This is a genomic window from Aquidulcibacter paucihalophilus, from assembly GCF_002105465.1.
Lineage (GTDB): Bacteria > Pseudomonadota > Alphaproteobacteria > Caulobacterales > Aquidulcibacteraceae > Aquidulcibacter > Aquidulcibacter paucihalophilus.
Genome location: NZ_NCSQ01000156.1, coordinates 11121 through 27704, shown reverse-complemented (window position 1 = coordinate 27704; position 16584 = coordinate 11121). Strand labels below are relative to the sequence as shown.

Here is a 16584-nt window from a genome sequence, read left to right as displayed (position 1 = left end):
AATTCCATCCAAAAATGCCTGTAGAGCCTTCCGGAATTTATGTAGGCCTAGGGTCAAATCTAGGCTTGGATGCTAAAATACCCCAGGATATCCTCCGCGAGGCTTTAGTTTTGTTATCACAAGCGGGGGACAGTGTCACCCATTTGTCTTCTTTTTGGTCGGCCAAAGCTTGGCCACCCAATCTCGGTAAACCCGACTATGTCAATGCGGTTTGCCGAGTGGAGCCGCAGGATCAGGACCCTTTGGCTCTTTTGCAACGCTGCCAGGAAATTGAAGTCCGGATGAACCGGGTTCGTTCGCCAGACGATCGTTGGGCGAACCGAACATTGGACCTAGATATCATCGATTACAATGGCATTGTCAGTGCCAATTGCAGCGTGATGACTCTGCCCCACCCCCGTCTTGCAGAGCGTGATTTTGTTCTCTTACCCTTGCTGGAGATTGCACCGAATTGGCGCCACCCGGTTACGGGCATCGCCGGAGCTGATCTGCTGGCGACGTTACAGGAGTCAGAAAATCTCAACACTTGCGTGCGACTGGATTGAGCATAGGGGGAGGGCTTGGTCCGGCAAGAAAGCTTTTTTGGCTGTATCTGCGTGCAATGGTTGAGAAACACCACGACTTCCCGTAAAGAGATCACTCACTTTCCGACAGGATTAGATATATGGCCCGCGTGACGGTAGAGGACTGCGTTGAACGCGTCCCAAATAGATTCTCTCTGGTGTTGTTTGCAGCGCATCGTGCCCGCCAAATTTCCGGTGGTGCAGCTCTGACGCTCGACCGTGATCGCGACAAGGATCCCGTCGTTGCTTTGCGCGAAATTGCCGATGCCACGGTTGAGACCGAAGAATTGCGCGACGGTTTGGTTGCATCGCTGCGCGAAGTTCGCCCACATGCCGTTCGGGAAGAAGAAGAGAGCGATCTCTTGGCACTGGAAGCCCCCGTCCTGGCAACTGAAGACGATGTGCTGCGTGCGTTGCAGCAAGAGCAAGAAGCCGTTCGCGAAGACCCTTATTGATCTTAAGGGTTCCCGATGGACGATGGCAGTGCCACTGATACATTAGAAGAATCTGGGGAATTGCCATTCCCGGCGCAAATCGTGCGGCCTCCTAGTCGGGGCCGCATTTTGCGTCAATATGAGCTGATAGATCGCATTCGCGACTATGACCCCCACGTCAATGAAGATGCGATCAATCGTGCCTATGTGTTTGCCATGCAGCGTCATGGCAGCCAGCTGCGCGCGTCAGGCGACCCCTATTTCGCCCATCCGATTGAGGTGGCGGGTATTTTGACCGAACTTCGCCTGGATGCGGCCTCCATCATCACGGGGCTGTTGCATGATACGGTTGAAGATACGACTGCCACCACGGCCGAGATCGGCAAATTGTTCGGCGAAGAAGTCGCGCAATTGGTGGATGGGGTTACAAAACTCTCTCAGCTTGAGCTGAATTCGAACCGCACCAAGCAAGCCGAAAACTTGCAGAAATTCATCCTAGCTTTGTCCAAGGATGTGCGGGTTTTATTGGTGAAGCTTGCAGATCGTCTGCATAATATGCGCACACTGCATTTCATCAAAAAGCGTGAAAAGCGCGAACGGATTGCGCGGGAGACGGCCGATATTTATGCCCCTCTGGCCCGGCGTATGGGGATACAGCGCTTTTCTGGTGAGTTGGAGGAATTGGCTTTTCAGCATCTCCATCCTGAAGCCTGTAAAACAATCAATGAGCAATTGGCCAATCTGCGGGCAGAGCGTTCTGGGGCCGTAGCGGCAGTGACCCAGAAAATCAGCGCGGCGTTAGAGGCGGCTGGCATTGAAGCGCGCGTGATGGGCCGCGAAAAGCGCGCTTATTCGGTGTGGAAGAAGCTTGAGCGCAAGTCGATCTCCTTTTCCGATGTGTCAGACCTGTATGGCTTTCGGGTGGTCGTCAAGGATACCGCCCAATGCTATGCGGCACTTGGCGTGATCCATGAGGCGTGGTCCTGCGTTCCAGGACGGTTTAAGGACTTTATTTCGGTCCCCAAGCCCAATGGCTATCGCTCTATCCATACTGGGGTCGTGGGCCCCAGTGCGACTTCAGTTGATATTCAAATCCGTTCAGAAGAAATGGATCGGATCGCCGAAGATGGGGTTGCAGCGCATTGGCGCTATAAGAATAGCACATATGGCTATCACCCAATTGACGACAAGCAATCGGATCCTTTGGCACCGCTGCGCAATTTGGTAGAAATCCTTGAACATGGCGGCGACCCAGAAGAGTTTCTGGAAAATGCCAAGTTGGAAATGTTCCAGGATCAGGTTTTTGCTTTTACGCCTAAAGGCGATCTGATTGTTCTGCCTTATGGTGCGACCCCCTTAGACTTCGCCTATGCCGTTCACACCCGCATCGGTGACACCACGGTCGGGGCGCGGATCAATGGGGAAGAGCGGCCCTTGCGGACGGCTCTTTCGAACGGCGATGTGGTGGAGATCCTGCGCTCAGATATTCGCAAACCTGTTGCGGATTGGGAATCGGTGGCTGTCACGGGCAAAGCGCGTTCGGCCATTCGTCGTCTGGTGCGCGAGAGTGAGCGCGAGGAATTTGCAACTTTGGGTCGCCGTCTTGCCGGCCATGCGCTCCGCCGGGTTGGTCTCAATCCGGAAGAGGTCAATCTGGAGGATGCACGCCAGCGGCTGAATTATGACACGATGGATGAGCTTTATGCCGCCATTGGGCGCGGGCGCTTGACGGGTGCCAGTCTCGCTGAAGCGGCTGTGCCGGGCTTTGTGCGCAAAAGCGCTTTGGGCGAACCAAGGCTGATGATTGATAATGATCACGCCAGCGATTTTGTGCGCGGGTCCGATTTAATGGCCGGTGTGGCGTTGCATTTCATGCCCTGCTGTTCGCCTCTGCCGGGCGACCGGATTGTGGGCGTGCATGTGCCAGACCGCGGCGTGGAAGTGCATACGATTGATTGTGATCATCTGGCCGAACACGACGCCAATGAAGACCAATGGATTGATCTGGCTTGGACTGATGAAGCCAAGCGCAATGGCTTGGCTCTGGGTCGCCTTGTGATGAGCTGTGAGAATACCAAAGGTGTGTTTGCCCAAGTTGGGAAAATCATTTCTGAATGCGACGGCAATATTACCAATGTGCGGGCGCAAAACCGCCGCGAAGACTTTATTGATTTGTTGGTTGACGTTGAAGTTGCAGACTCAAAGCATTTGAACGTGATTGCTGCATCGCTGCGGGCACTGCCTGTGGTGGTTGATGTGAAGCGGTTGCGGGGCTGAGCGGACGGCAAGGGGCAAAATCATGGCAACCTATCTGGTAACTGGGGTAAACCGCGGCATTGGCCGCGCGTTGGTTGAAGGCTTGCTGGCCCGCGGCCATAAAGTCATTGGCACGACCCGGGATGGACAGGCTCCCTTCCACAGTTCCAATTTCCACCTTGTGGCCTGCGACATCACCGACACAGACTCTGTGCGCCAGGCGGCAGAAGCGATTTCTGAGCCGATCGATGTTCTCATTCAAAATGCTGGCGTGTTTGGACCCCGGCCACAGGAACTGGCCGATCTGGCACCGGACGATTTTCTTCATGTTCTAAATGCCAATGTGGTTGGGCCGTGGCGCGTTTTGCAGGCTTTTTTGCCGCATCTGAGGCGCTCAAGCCGGGGCCGGGTTTTGATGATTTCCTCTGGCATGGGCCGCTTTTCTGGTGCCTCTCAGGGCGCACCAGCATATCGAGCCTCCAAAGCGGCCTTGAACAAGTTGGTCCAAACTTTTGCCCATGACCTCAAACGTGACGGCATCTCCCTGATCGCCTGCCACCCGGGTTGGGTGCGCACCGATATGGGCGGGGAAGGGGCCGAGATTGACGCCAAGGACAGCGCCGATGGCCTCATCCAACTTGCCGAGGACCTGCATCTTTCGGGCAGTGGCCGCTTCATGGATTGGACCGGCCACACGCAAGACTGGTGAAATCAGCTTAGAAAGTGATAAATAAGCCCTATGACCAATGACGATGTTCTTTCGATCTTCAAGTCGGCTGGTGGCCTGCTTGAAGGCCATTTCATCCTGACTTCAGGCCGCCATAGTCGCACGTTTTTGCAAAAAGCGTTTGTGTTCATGGACCCACCCGCCACAGAAAAGCTGTGCCAAGCTTTGGCCGCCAAAATTAAAGAGCGGTGGGGTCATGTCGATTATGTGGTCTCGCCAGCGGTGGGTGCGGTTATCCCAGGCTATGAAACCGCGCGCCACTTGGGGGCCAAAGCCGTCTATGTGGAGCGCGAAGAGGGCAAGTTCCGCCTGCGTCGCGGCTTTACGCTACCGGCAGAAGCCCGCGTCGTCATCGTTGAAGATATTGTTTCAACTGGCATATCGGTGCGCGAAACCTTGGAAGCGATCAAGGATGCGCCCTGTGTGATTTTGGGCGCTGCGGTGATTGTGGATCGCAGTGCAGGTCGTGCTGATGTTGGGTGTGAGCTGGTGGCTTTGGCCTCCATTGAAGTCGAAAGCTTTGCGCCCGATGAAATCCCAGATGACCTTAAGGGCATTCCTGCCATTAAACCCGGCAGCCGGGCCTTGTCGCAAAGCCCTGCGTCATGAGCAGTGCGCCTCATTTACGGCTTGGGATCAATATTGATCATGTAGCCACGATCCGAAATGCACGCGGCGGTCCCCATCCAGATCCGTTGCGCGCTGCCCATATGGCTGCAAGGGCAGGGGCCGATGGGATAACGCTGCATCTACGTGAAGACCGACGGCATATCCGTGATGAAGACCTAGAGAAATTCATCGCTCAGGTGGAATTGCCCATCAATCTGGAACTGGCCGCGACCGAAGAAATGCTCGACATCGCGCTGCGCCATCCGACCCACGCGGTCTGCATCGTGCCGGAAAAGCGAGAGGAGCGGACCACCGAGGGCGGGCTTGATGTGGCGCGCTTGCATAATTCCATCGCGCCTATGGTCCGCAAACTTTCCACGGCAGGTCGGCGCGTTTCGCTGTTTATCGAGCCCGATCCCATCCAATTGGCAGTGGCCGAAGCCATGGGCGCACAAGTGGTAGAGCTTCATACGGGTGCCTATGCGGAGGCCGCCCTCGACGGGAAGGCTGAAGAAGCTCAAACCATTGTCGAGAAGCTGGCAGAAGCTGCCCGCATTGGCACCGCCCGGGGTCTAGAGGTCCATGCCGGCCATGGGTTGACCTTTGATAATGTGAAGCCGATTGCGGCTATCCCAGAGCTGGTGGAATTAAATATTGGTCATTTTATCATAGGTGAAGCAATTTTCATTGGCCTTGAGGCCGCCTTTGCCCGTATGCGTCAGTTGATGGATGAAGCGCGCGCATGATTGTTGGAATTGGCTCAGACCTGTGCCGGATCGACCGGATCGAAGAGACTTTGGCGCGCTTTGGCACCCGCTTTGAAATGCGCTGCTTTACCGCTGGAGAGCAAGCGCGCGCCAATCGTCGCCCAGCCAAACGGGCCGATACCTATGCCAAACGTTTTGCCGCCAAAGAGGCCTGCTCCAAGGCATTAGGGACTGGCATGCGGCGAGGGGTTGCATGGCGAAACATGGAAGTCATCAATCTGCCAACTGGCAGACCGACTTTGAGTTTGACCGGCGGCGCGCTAAAGCGATTGCAAGAACTTACCCCACCGGGCTTTCAAGCCGACATACATCTCAGTCTGACCGACGATCATCCCTATGCCATGGCATTTGTGGTGATTGGCCTGCAGCCTCTCGACGTCAAGTGAAAAGAAAACGAATCTCATGGTTGATACAGCAAACTCTAAGGCCGCTACCCCCAAAACGGTAAAGCCGGCACCAAAGGGCGACAGCCTGATGGAAAGCGTCAAAACCATCATTATGGCTTTGAGCATCGCGCTGTTTTTGCGAATTTTCCTGTTTCAGCCGTTCAATATTCCCTCAGAATCCATGCGGCCCGGTCTGTTGGTCGGCGATTATCTTTGGACGTCCAAATGGGATTATGGCTATAGCAATGCCTCGATTCCATTTTCGCCTCCGATTTTGAACGGCCGGGTGATGGGGAAGGCCCCTGAGCGGGGCGATGTTGTGGTGTTTAAACTGCCTTCCGACCCCCGCCAAGACTATATCAAGCGCTTGATCGGCATGCCGGGAGACCGGATCCAAGTTGTGGGTGGTCAGGTCATTTTGAATGGCACCCCTGTCAAACAGGAAATGCTAGAGCCTGAGACCATTACCGAGCAGAACGGCAATGTGCGCACCGCGACGCGCTTCCGGGAAACTCTGCCTAATGGCAAGTCCTATGTGACCTATGATTTTGAAACCAATGGCATGTTTGACGATACCCAAGTCTTTGTGGTGCCAGAAGGCCATTATTTCATGATGGGCGACAATCGCGACAATTCGACTGACAGCCGGGCTGACCCGATTTTGCAATCGGGTGTTGGCTTTGTGCCTGCGGAGAATCTGGTTGGGCGCGGACGGATCGTGCTTTTGTCGTTTGACGAGACCACGCGCTTCTATCTGCCTTGGACTTGGTTCACAGGTCTGCGGTGGGATCGGCTTGCTGTACCCATTCGATGACGCGAGAGGCACGTCTTCAAGCACTGCAAGATAAGATCGGCTATCAGTTTGTGGACCGATCCCTGCTGGAGCGCGCCTTAACCCATAAGTCCCGTGGTGATGGCCAAAAGGGCTTTGCCCATAATGAGCGCTTAGAATGGTTGGGAGATCGGGTCTTGGGGCTGATGGCAGCCGAACGTCTGTTTGAACGCCATGGTCGGGCCGAAGAGGGCGAACTCACCCGCCAATTCAATGCCATTGTCTCGGGGAGAAATTGCGCCGAGGCCGCACGCAGTATTGGTATGGCAGAGCTTATGGTGGTCTCGCGCGGCTTTAGTGCCGATGCGGTGGCCGAAAACGATTCGATCCTTGGCGATGCCTTTGAAGCTTTGATGGCAGCCCTGTGGCTCGACGGTGGACGGCCAGCGGTGCAGGGCCTCTTTGAGCTTGCTTGGCAAGCGGGCCAACAAGATGAGGCAGGTCAACATCGCAATCCCAAAAGTGCGCTCCAGGAATGGGCCCAAAAGCGCGGGTTTCCGCCGCCGGTGTATCAGGTGCTGGAACGCGATGGCCCTGACCATGCGCCACGTTTCGTGATAGAGGTCACAGCTGGGAACCATGTTGCAACCGCAGAGGGTTCATCGAAACAAAATGCAGAGCGGGCTGCGGCCCAAGCGCTGCTGAAGCAAGGCGGATTACGTGTCTGAGACGAGTGAAACTACCCCCACACCTTTGGTGTCGGACAAGGCCCGATGCGGCTTCGCAGCCATTTTGGGTGCGCCCAACGCTGGCAAATCAACCTTGGTCAATGCGCTGGTGGGGCAAAAGATTTCCATTGTAACCCAAAAGGTTCAAACCACTCGCTTTCCAGTGCGGGGTGTGGCCATTCATGGCGATGCCCAAATTGTGTTGGTCGACACGCCGGGCGTCTTTACGCCTAAGCGTCGCTTGGATCGGGCTATGGTGGCCTCAGCCTGGGGCGGGGCAGCAGACGCAGATGCGCTTGTTCATGTCGTTGACGCCCCGGCCGCAAGCCGGACAAGCGAGGGGCGTGGCGATGGCAGCGATAAGCGGACACATGAGGATGTGCAGCAAGTGATCGAAGGACTTGAGAAGCAGGGCCGCAAAGCCATTCTGGCGCTCAATAAAGTTGATGTGCTGGAACGCGCCAAATTGCTCGATCTGTCACAGGCCTTTTTTGAAAAGGGCGTTTATGATGAGGTGGTGATGATCTCAGCCCTCAAGTCCTCTGGCCTCAAGCGTCTGAATGATTTGCTGGCAGAGCGTATGCCTCAAGGGCCGTGGCTTTATCCAGAAGAACAAGTCGCCGATACGCCAATGCGCGTCATGGCCGCTGAAATCACGCGCGAGAAAGTCTTTCTGCGCTTGCATGAAGAATTGCCCTATCATGCAACGGTGGAAACCGATGCGTGGACTGAAAGGAAGGATGGCTCGGTCCGTATTGACCAAACTCTGTATGTCATGCGCGAAGGCCACAAGGGCATTGCCATTGGTAAGGGCGGGGAGACGTTGAAATGGATATCCCAGAACGCGCGCAAAGATATTGCCGAAGCGATTGAGCGGCCCGTCCATTTGTTCTTGCATGTCAAAGTGCGCGAGAACTGGATCGAAGAGCGGGCCCATTATACGGCTCTAGGCCTCGATTTTGATGCCTAGAGGCGACCGATGAGCGCTTGGACGGGCAATGCTATCGCTTTGTCAGCCCGCCGTTTTGGCGAGAACGACGTCATTTTGGAAGTTCTGAGCGATCAAGTCGGCCGCGCTTCTGGCTTGGTCTATGGCGGCGTGGGCAAGCGCAAACGCGCCTTGATTGAGCCGGGCACCCGTTTACATCTGACCTGGAAGTCGCGGCTTGAAGAACAATTGGGCTTTTTTGACGAGATGGAAAGCCGGGGCGGCGGGCCTGCCGATGTGATGGAGGATGGAGCTGCCCTCGCTGCGCTGTCTTGCGTGGCAGCACTTCTCTTGGAAGTAACGCCCGAGCGACAGCCTTGTGTGGGCTTGTTTGAAGCTACCGACATCTTGCTCCAAGCCCTCAGTGATACGCAGGGCTGGCCTGCGCTTTATATACGCTGGGAAATGGGGCTTTTGGCCGAAATGGGCTATGGGCTTGATCTATCGCACTGTGCCCTGACTGGATCGCCCGATGATCTTGCTTGGGTAAGCCCGAAGACGGGGCGGGCGGCTTCCCGGGCGGCGGGAGAGCCTTTTGCCGATAAGCTGCTTGTCTTGCCACCTTTTTTGCTGGGCGGACAGAACCGGCCGATAAGCGGCGATGTCGCCGACGGCTTTGCCTTAATGGGCCATTTTATTGAGCGCGAACTCCTCAATCCCGTGCGCAAGACCATGCCAGAGGCACGTGCGCGCCTGATATTCGCCTTGGGAAAGACAGGTCGGCTTTAGGCGGATTAGGCTGCTTTGACTTTCGTCAGCTCTTCCTGGCTCACGCGGTTGCGACCCGACCGCTTGGAATGATAGAGCGCGGCATCGGCGCGTTCGACCATATCAGTTGGCTTCTCGCCCGGGCGGCGTTGTGCCACGCCCAAAGAGACCGTGATTTTGCCCAAATCTTCGTTTGAGGCGCGACGCACCAAGCGTTTGCCTTCAACGGCCTGACGGATTTTTTCGGCGATGGTTGCAGCCGTTTTCCGGTCGGTCATGGGGGCGATCATGGCGAATTCTTCCCCGCCGAGACGGGCAACAAGGCCGCCTTTAGGCTTGGCCCGGTCCATAACGGTGGCGACAAAGCGGATCACTTGGTCGCCTGTTTGGTGGCCAAATGTGTCGTTGATCCGCTTGAAGAAATCAATATCGGCCATAATGACGGTGACAGGGCCCGCACCGCGATCGGAAGCAGCGCACATTTCCACAAGGCGGCTATCAAATTCTTTGCGATTGGCAAGGCCGGTCAAAGAGTCGGTTGCCGCCTCAATGCGAACCTGCTCCAGCTGCACGCGCAAGGCTTCGATCTCAATGCTCGACTCAGCAAGCTTGGCTTCTAGGTCCTTAGATTGATTGGCCATTTCGTCGGTGGCACCAACCAGACTATTGACGAGGTCACGGGTGATTAGAGGACTGTCAGTCTTTTCCAATTCACGCTTTGCCACAGCCAATTGCTCGCCATAAGCCTTGGTCTTGACGCCGGCCCGTAACAAGCCCTTGCGGACGTCTTCCATTTCAGCCGCAATCTTACCGCCCGCCTTCATCATGCGCGAGCCAATGGCGACATCTTCGAAATATTTGATGTAAAGCTGGTCGCAGACATGGTCATCAATTTGGCGCTTGCCGGCAATCATCATGTCGATTTCAGAGCATAGAGCGGCTTGAACAGCAGAGTGATAGGCCAACCAAATGGCATAATTCTCGGGCGAAGGCGTAATCTTTCGCTCTTTCAGCGACTTCAAGGCAGCCTCAGCCACCGCCATTCCTTGTTCACCGACTAGGTTTTGAACCACTTTTTCCACCACACGATTCGCTGCGTTAGGGCGGATTTTTACCTATGCAGTATGGAGATTACGTAAACACAGCCACTAATTTTCGCCAAAGGCTTGGAAAAAGCTGCAAGTCATGCGCATACTTACCGCTGAAAAAGCGCCATCAGGTGCCAATAAAAGACTTAGGGAGCCACTATCATGAACGACATGACCTTCTCTGTGCGTGGCGATGGCGACACCATCGCAAGACTGAACCAGATTTTGGCTATCCAAAAAGCGGCTCAATTGCGCGATGGAATTCCCTCAGCCGAAGTCCGCATCAATCGCTTGGATCGCTGCATCGGTCTCTTGGTCGATCATGCTCAGCAAATCGCGGATGCACTGTCGGAAGATTTTTCCTGCCGGGCGCGCGAAACCAGCCTGATCACCGATGTTGCCAGCTCACTTGGACCGCTCAAGGATGCCAAGGCGCATCTGGCTAAGTGGATGCGTCCCGAAAAGCGCAAGACCTCGCCCTCGCTCTTGGGCCTCTTGGGGGCCAAGGCTGAAGTGCGCTATCAACCCAAAGGGGTGGTTGGCATTATCGCACCTTGGAATTTCCCGGTGAACCTGACGTTTGCACCCTTGGCCCAAATCCTTGCTGCAGGTAATCGCGCGATGATTAAGCCTTCGGAATTAACCCCTGCGACGTCTGAACTCTTGCGCCAAATGTTTGCCAAGGCTTTCTCCGAAGAAGAAATTGCGGTTGTGACAGGCGGCCCGGATGTCGGCCAAGCCTTCTCGCGTCTGGCTTTTGACCACATGATCTTTACCGGCGGCACTTCCATTGGCCGCCATATCATGCGGGCGGCTTCTGAAAACCTGGTCCCTCTGACCTTGGAATTGGGTGGCAAAAGCCCTGTTATTGTTTCTCGCTCGGCCGATGTAGCAACCACGGCGGACCGGATCATGGCAGGCAAAACCTTGAACGCCGGTCAGATTTGCCTGGCACCAGACTATCTTTTGGTGCCCACAGAAAAGCGCGATGAATTGGTTGGCGCTTTAACCAAATCGGTTACGGCGATGTACCCAAAGCTGCGGGATAATCCAGACTATACTGCCATTATCTCGCCACGCCATTTTGACCGCATCCAAGCTTTATTGACCGATGCGAAAGAGAAGGGTGCAACGATTGTCGAGATCAATCCAGCTGGTGAAGACTTCTCCACCCAAAATGGTCGCAAAATCCCGCCAACTTTGGTGCTCGATACCACGCCCGAGATGAGCATCATGCAAGAGGAAATCTTTGGTCCGGTGCTTCCAATCAAAACCTATCAGGATGTCAAAGAAGCGGTCGGCTATGTGAATGCTCATGATCGCCCCTTAGGCCTCTATTATTTCGGAGCTGACCTGAATGAACAGGAATATGTGTTGAACAACACAACCTCGGGCGGGGTGACGGTCAATGATGTGATCTTCCATATCGCCATGGAGGATTTGCCCTTTGGCGGGATTGGCCCCTCTGGCATGGGCTCCTACCACGGGTTTGATGGCTTTAAAGAATTCAGCCATGCCCGCTCGGTCTATAGCCAATTGAAGAAGGATTTGGGGCCAATGAAGGCCCTGCGTCCCCCTTATGGCAAAGCTGTTCGCGACTATATCGCAAGCCAAATCAAGCGCTAAGGCGGGTTTGTTCGCAAAATAAAAGGCGCGGGACCCACGGGTCTCGCGCCTCTTTTTTGGCTTTGATAAGGCTGTTACGGCTTGACCATAGAGAAATGGCCAACATCGATACGGCCGGTGCGGAACCCGGCCTCGCAATAGGCCAAATAGAAGCGCCACAATTGCTTAAAGCGCTCATCAAAGCCCATGTCCTTGATATGGATCCATTCGGCGAGGAAGCTTTTGGCCCAAGCGGCCAAGGTGTCGGCGTAGGACAGACCAAAGGCCGCTGTGCTCTGCCAAACTAGGCCTGCGCGGGCGACTTCAAGCTTCAGGCGGGGCACGCTGGGCAACATGCCACCGGGGAAGACATAGCTTTGGATGAAGTCGGCGCGGCTGCGATAATCTTCAAACAGTCGTTCATCAATCGTGATAATTTGCAGGCCGGCCTTGCCACCGGGCTTCAGCACCGAATTGACCTTGTCGAAATAGGTCGACCAATATTCTTCGCCGACCGCCTCAAACATTTCGATCGACACAACCGCATCATATTGGCCCTTGATGTCGCGATAATCCATCAGCTGAATATCGGTCAGATGGCTTAGGCCCGCCTTGGCCAAACGCTCGGTCGCATATTTATATTGCTCTTCCGAGATGGTGACCCCAGTCACGCGTGCGCCATATTCGCGGGCGGCAAATTCGGCAAAGCCACCCCAACCGCAGCCAATTTCTAACACATGTTGACCAGCTTTCAGGCTGACTTGCTCAGCCAATGCGCGGTATTTGTTCATTTGGGCGCTGGTCAAATCCTGACCGTCCTTTTCATAGACGGCCGAAGAATAGGTCATGCTGGGATCAAGCCAACGTGAGTAAAAATTATTGCCGAGATCATAATGGGCCAAGATATTCTTCTTCGACCCTGTCTTTGTATTCCGTTTGAGGAATTTATGGCGGAAATTATTGATCACGGTCCAAAGTGGGCCACCGACCAACAGCTTTGGCATCAGATCTAGGTTCGAAGAGAAGACCTCCAGCAAGACGGCGAGGTCTGGCGTATCCCATTCACCCGCCATCAAGCCTTCAGCAAAGCCAATATCGCCTTGGGCGGCGACGCGTTTGATAAAGCTGAAATTCTTGATTTGCAGCACCGCGCTTTTACCTGGTTGTTCCCCCCTGAAAATCAGCTGGCGACCGTCAGGTAGCCACACCCTGATTTCGCCTTCGACAATATTGCTCATCGCCACAGCCGCCATTTTAAAGGCCATTGGAACTTGGCGAAGCTGACGTGCCAGTTTTGGCGTCATCAACAGGGCATTTGCGTTTTGATCGTCACTCATGGGGAGATGAAATCCTACTTAATTTGGCAACACTGACGGGAATGGGGGGCATTGGCTTGTGGTGATAGCGTGCACCTTTGACTAATAATTTCAAGGCCTCCCAGTGGATTGCTAAGACAACTTTCAGCGTCAGGAATGGCATAGCAAAAAATGCCCGCGCCAAATTCCCATCCGTCAGATTCTCTCTACGCAATTTCAGCGTGGCCAGATGATCGCGAACTGCATCTGAAAACTTGTCGATCGTCAAGGACAGGGTGTCCCCACTTGTCCGCAGAGTAAACGCATAGCGGCCTGAGACGTCAAAGAAGGGCGAGACGTGGAAGATTTTATCCGCTTCTTGATGCTCCACCGGCTGGCCACTGGCGGGGGCAATATAGCTGTGGGTCTCGCCAAAGGTGTTGTTCACCTCATAAATCACCGCTGCCAGCGTGAGGTCGCGGTGATAGACCAAAAAGACCGAGATTGGATTGAACACAAAGCCGAGGACGCGCGGGAAGGTGAGGAGGTGAATGGGCCCGCCATCATACGCGATTTTGGCCGCGGCCAAGTGCGCCTCCACCCAACCTCGAAGCGGTGCGCCAGATCGGTCGCCATGATCCTTGTCGTAGAAAGCCAACGGTGCAAACCGATTGTGCGCCATCCATTTAAGGCCTCGCACTTGGCTGGTCGGATCATCGACGTCGATCAGCACTTGATAGAGGTCATAGGCTAGACGATGCTCGAACGGCTGAAAGCGGACATGAACCGTCCGGCCTCGCAACAGTCCAAGTTTGGTCATCTCCGTCACAATGCGGCTTCCACTTCCGGCGTCACACTCCCGTGGGGCCCTGCCGCTGGGCGGGCGGGCGGTGGATCGCGGACAATATCGTCATCCACAAAGGTCCAAGGGATTTTTCCACCCAGCTTTAGCGCGACGCGCAGACCCGCCCGCAACCCATCTTCATGGAAACCATAACCCTGCCAAGCGCCCGCAAACCAGGTCTTATTGACGCCTTGAATGGACAGGATTTGCCGCTGGGCCTTGGCCGCTGGCGCATCAAACTGGGGGTGGGCATAGGTGAAGCGCGCAAAGACCTTTGCGGGATCAATCTCCTTTGCGGGGTTGAGCGTCACAAATAGAGGGTAATTGGCGTCTTGGCCTTGCAAGCGGTTCATCCAATAGGTGAGCTCGATAGGTGCATCAGGGTCGCCGCGCGACACATTCCAGCTTGCCCAAGCCGCTTTGCGGATCGGCATATAGCTGGCATCTCGGTGCAGGATTGCTTCATTGGGCGCATAGCGCACGGCCCCCAAGATCGCGGTTTCTTGCACCGACGCATCGGCCAAGAGGGCAAGCGACTCGTCAGAGTGACAGGCCAAGATGACTTCATCAAAGCGGTGGGATTGCCCGCCTACCACCACATCGACCCCGTGTGCGTCGCGGCGAACCGCTGTCACCATCGCATTGAGGCGGACCCGTGCGCCGAGGCTTTCGGCAAACTTCTCCACATAACGGCGTGACCCACCTGTAACGGTGCGCCAATTGGGCCGCTCAAAATGGACGAGGCGATGGTTGTTAAAAAAGCGAACAAAGCTTGCCGCGGGATAATCCAGCATGCCCTTTTCCGGCGTCGACCAGATCGCAGCCCCCATCGGCACCAAATAGCGCTCTAAAAAGCGCTGCGAAAGGCCGAGTTTAGCACTATAATCCCCTAGGCTCATGGTCTGAAGCGCTGGGTCGTGAACGTCCCTCTGGGCTTGGGAATTAAAGCGCAACATATCGGCCAAAAGCGCCCAATGGCTTGGGTCTAAAGCATTGCGCTTCCACGCAAAATAGCCCGGCGCGCCATCAGAGCCCCATTCACTGCCCGGCCTGCCATCGCGCACCGAAAAGCTCATGTCCGATTGCTGGGTGGCCACGTTCAAGGCCTCAAACAGCGCAATCAGATTGGGATAATTGAGGGCGTTATAGACAATAAAGCCCGTATCGACGTCGAGCGTCTTGCCATCATAATCGACGGTCACCGTATTGGAATGACCGCCAAGCCGCGCCTCTTTTTCAAAGACGGTCACCTCATGCTGGTCCTTTAGGGCCCAAGCCGCAGACAGTCCGGTGATCCCGGTGCCAATGATCGCGATCTTCATATTAGGTCTCCAGTGACGGGCTGCTTGAGGCTGGCCAGCGCATCGAGGGCTTGCTTGCGGCCTTTTTCATGATTGACGATGGGCAGGGGATAGCTACGGCCCAATTGGACCCCAGATAGCCGCAAGACTTCGGTGGGGGCTTCAAAAGGGCGATGAAGATATTTGTTCGGCAGTTTCGCCAATTCTGGAACCCACGTGCGGACATAGTGACCATCCGGGTCAAACTTTTCACCCTGCGACATCGGATTGAAGATGCGGAAATAAGGGGCCGCATCGGCACCACAGCCCGCAACCCATTGCCAGCCTGCCGCATTATTGGCGACATCGGCATCCACCAATGTATCCCAGAACCAAGCTTCACCCGCGCGCCAATCTTGCAACAAATGTTTGACTAAGAAGGAGGCCACAATCATCCGAACGCGATTATGCATCCAACCTGTCTTCCATAATTGACGCATACCAGCGTCTACAATCGGATAGCCAGTCTGTCCGCGTTGCCAAGCCCGCAGAGTGGATGGATCATGCTTCCATGGGAAGCTGCGGAAGGCTTCTTTCCAGCTTTCTTCTGGGAAGTCCTCGTAATGATAGATCAATTGGGTGGAAAATTCCCGCCAACCCAATTCAGACAAAAAGACTTGTCCGTCGGTCTGCAAGGCCGGATTGGCGCGCATGGCCGCTCTGGCAGCGTTCCAGACGCGCCGGATCGAGATTTCGCCAAAATGAAGATGGGGCGACAGGAAGGAGGTTGCAGGCTTAGCGGGGATGTTTCGGCCCTCGCCATAACCCAGCAAAGCCTTCTCAATAAACTGGGTAAGCCGCTTGTGGGCCCCGGCTTCACCGGGCTGCCACATCTGGCGCAACCCGCCCGCCCAATCAGGCTTGGTCGGCAAAAGCGCCCAGTCGGCCAAAACATCCGAGGCAAGGGCAGGGCCCCGGTGCCCTACCAGTTGTGGGGCAGGGCTTGCTTGTTCTGCCCACGCGTCGCACGTGGCTTGGGCGGCCCTGAAAAACGGCGTGAAGACTTTGAAATTGCCGCCAGAACCGGTCTTAACCTCCCAAGGTTCGGTCAAGACAGAAGCCTTATAGGTGCCGACTGAAACCCCTCGGCCTCTCAATTCCTCTTTGATGGCGGCATCAACAGGGCGGGACCAAGCATAATAGCGACGGTTCCAATGCACCGCGCCAATATCCAAATGTTGCACCAGTTCGGGGATGATGTGCCGCGGGTCGCCGCGCTTCAGGATCAAGCCAATTCCGTGTTCCGCCAGGCTTTCCTGCAGGCGATCGAGGCTATGATGCAGCCACCATTTAAGGGCACCGCCTAGGGGCCTGCTTAAATCTTCGCCCTCTTCCAGAATATAGACGGCGCATATGGGGCCTGACTGCGCCGCCGCCGCCAGTGCTGGATGGTCATCCAGTCGCAAGTCTTCTCGAAACCAGACAAGGGAGGGGCGGTTTGGCGTTTGGGGGCCAGGGTGGGCAGGTTGCATAG

The 16584-nt window shown here is 55.4% G+C and carries 17 protein-coding genes; 12 read left to right on the top strand and 5 right to left on the bottom strand.

Annotated features, from left to right (window positions below; all coding sequences use genetic code 11):
• Window positions 1-14 precede the first annotated feature (14 nt).
• From folK to recO, 11 genes are all read left to right on the top strand, one after another.
• Window positions 15-545, top strand: a complete 531-nt coding sequence (gene folK / locus B7364_RS11015) for a 2-amino-4-hydroxy-6-hydroxymethyldihydropteridine diphosphokinase (RefSeq protein ID WP_232780884.1) — start codon at window positions 15-17, stop codon at window positions 543-545.
• Window positions 546-664: 119 nt separating this feature from the next.
• On the top strand, window positions 665-1018 hold the full coding sequence (gene rpoZ / locus B7364_RS11010) for a DNA-directed RNA polymerase subunit omega (protein WP_085340083.1): 354 nt from the start codon (window positions 665-667) through the stop codon (window positions 1016-1018).
• Between the two features lie 15 nt (window positions 1019-1033).
• Complete coding sequence (locus tag B7364_RS11005) at window positions 1034-3274, top strand: RelA/SpoT family protein (RefSeq protein WP_085340082.1); 2241 nt, start codon at window positions 1034-1036, stop codon at window positions 3272-3274.
• A 22-nt stretch (window positions 3275-3296) separates the two neighbouring features.
• Window positions 3297-3962, top strand: a complete 666-nt coding sequence (locus tag B7364_RS11000; protein WP_085340081.1) for an SDR family oxidoreductase — start codon at window positions 3297-3299, stop codon at window positions 3960-3962.
• 30 nt (window positions 3963-3992) lie between these two features.
• Window positions 3993-4589 carry an orotate phosphoribosyltransferase gene (pyrE, locus tag B7364_RS10995; RefSeq protein WP_085340080.1) on the top strand — a complete coding sequence of 199 codons (597 nt, stop codon included), beginning with the start codon at window positions 3993-3995 and terminating at the stop codon, window positions 4587-4589.
• Window positions 4586-5335, top strand: a complete 750-nt coding sequence (locus B7364_RS10990; RefSeq protein WP_085340079.1) for a pyridoxine 5'-phosphate synthase — start codon at window positions 4586-4588, stop codon at window positions 5333-5335. The genes pyrE and B7364_RS10990 overlap by 4 nt, the downstream gene beginning before the upstream one ends.
• Window positions 5332-5742: a holo-ACP synthase gene (gene acpS, locus B7364_RS10985; protein ID WP_085340078.1), complete on the top strand. Its 411-nt coding sequence runs from the start codon at window positions 5332-5334 to the stop codon at window positions 5740-5742. The genes B7364_RS10990 and acpS overlap by 4 nt, the downstream gene beginning before the upstream one ends.
• Before the next feature lie 16 nt (window positions 5743-5758).
• Entirely contained in the window at window positions 5759-6556 is a 798-nt protein-coding gene (gene lepB / locus B7364_RS10980; RefSeq protein ID WP_085340077.1) for a signal peptidase I, read from the top strand.
• A complete protein-coding gene (gene rnc / locus B7364_RS10975) occupies window positions 6553-7242 on the top strand; it encodes a ribonuclease III (RefSeq protein WP_085340076.1) in 690 nt (229 codons plus the stop codon). The genes lepB and rnc overlap by 4 nt, the downstream gene beginning before the upstream one ends.
• The gene (gene era / locus B7364_RS10970) at window positions 7235-8212 is read left to right on the top strand and encodes a GTPase Era (protein ID WP_232780882.1); all 978 of its coding nucleotides are present in this window, start codon (window positions 7235-7237) and stop codon (window positions 8210-8212) included. The genes rnc and era overlap by 8 nt, the downstream gene beginning before the upstream one ends.
• Window positions 8213-8221: 9 nt before the next feature.
• Window positions 8222-8959, top strand: coding sequence for a DNA repair protein RecO (recO, locus tag B7364_RS10965; protein ID WP_085340074.1), 738 nt, complete (start codon window positions 8222-8224; stop codon window positions 8957-8959).
• 5 nt (window positions 8960-8964) lie between these two features.
• Here recO and B7364_RS10960 read toward each other — a convergent pair whose 3' ends face one another.
• A complete protein-coding gene (locus B7364_RS10960) occupies window positions 8965-10011 on the bottom strand; it encodes a GGDEF domain-containing protein (RefSeq protein WP_157893648.1) in 1047 nt (348 codons plus the stop codon).
• Between the two features lie 186 nt (window positions 10012-10197).
• On the opposite strand from B7364_RS10960, the gene B7364_RS10955 reads away from it, so the two are divergent.
• The gene (locus B7364_RS10955) at window positions 10198-11652 is read left to right on the top strand and encodes a coniferyl aldehyde dehydrogenase (protein ID WP_085340138.1); all 1455 of its coding nucleotides are present in this window, start codon (window positions 10198-10200) and stop codon (window positions 11650-11652) included.
• 74 nt (window positions 11653-11726) lie between these two features.
• On the opposite strand, the gene B7364_RS10950 is transcribed toward B7364_RS10955, so the two are convergent.
• The 4 genes from B7364_RS10950 to B7364_RS10935 are packed head-to-tail and all read right to left on the bottom strand — an operon-like array spanning window position 11727 to window position 16582.
• Complete coding sequence (locus tag B7364_RS10950) at window positions 11727-12968, bottom strand: SAM-dependent methyltransferase (protein WP_085340072.1); 1242 nt, start codon at window positions 12966-12968, stop codon at window positions 11727-11729.
• Entirely contained in the window at window positions 12961-13746 is a 786-nt protein-coding gene (locus B7364_RS10945; RefSeq protein WP_085340071.1) for a DUF1365 domain-containing protein, read from the bottom strand. Before B7364_RS10945 ends, B7364_RS10950 begins: the two co-directional genes overlap by 8 nt.
• Window positions 13747-13751: 5 nt before the next feature.
• The gene (locus B7364_RS10940; RefSeq protein WP_085340070.1) at window positions 13752-15092 is read right to left on the bottom strand and encodes an NAD(P)/FAD-dependent oxidoreductase; all 1341 of its coding nucleotides are present in this window, start codon (window positions 15090-15092) and stop codon (window positions 13752-13754) included.
• On the bottom strand, window positions 15089-16582 hold the full coding sequence (locus tag B7364_RS10935) for a cryptochrome/photolyase family protein (RefSeq protein WP_085340069.1): 1494 nt from the start codon (window positions 16580-16582) through the stop codon (window positions 15089-15091). Before B7364_RS10935 ends, B7364_RS10940 begins: the two co-directional genes overlap by 4 nt.
• Between the last annotated feature and the right edge of the window lie 2 nt (window positions 16583-16584).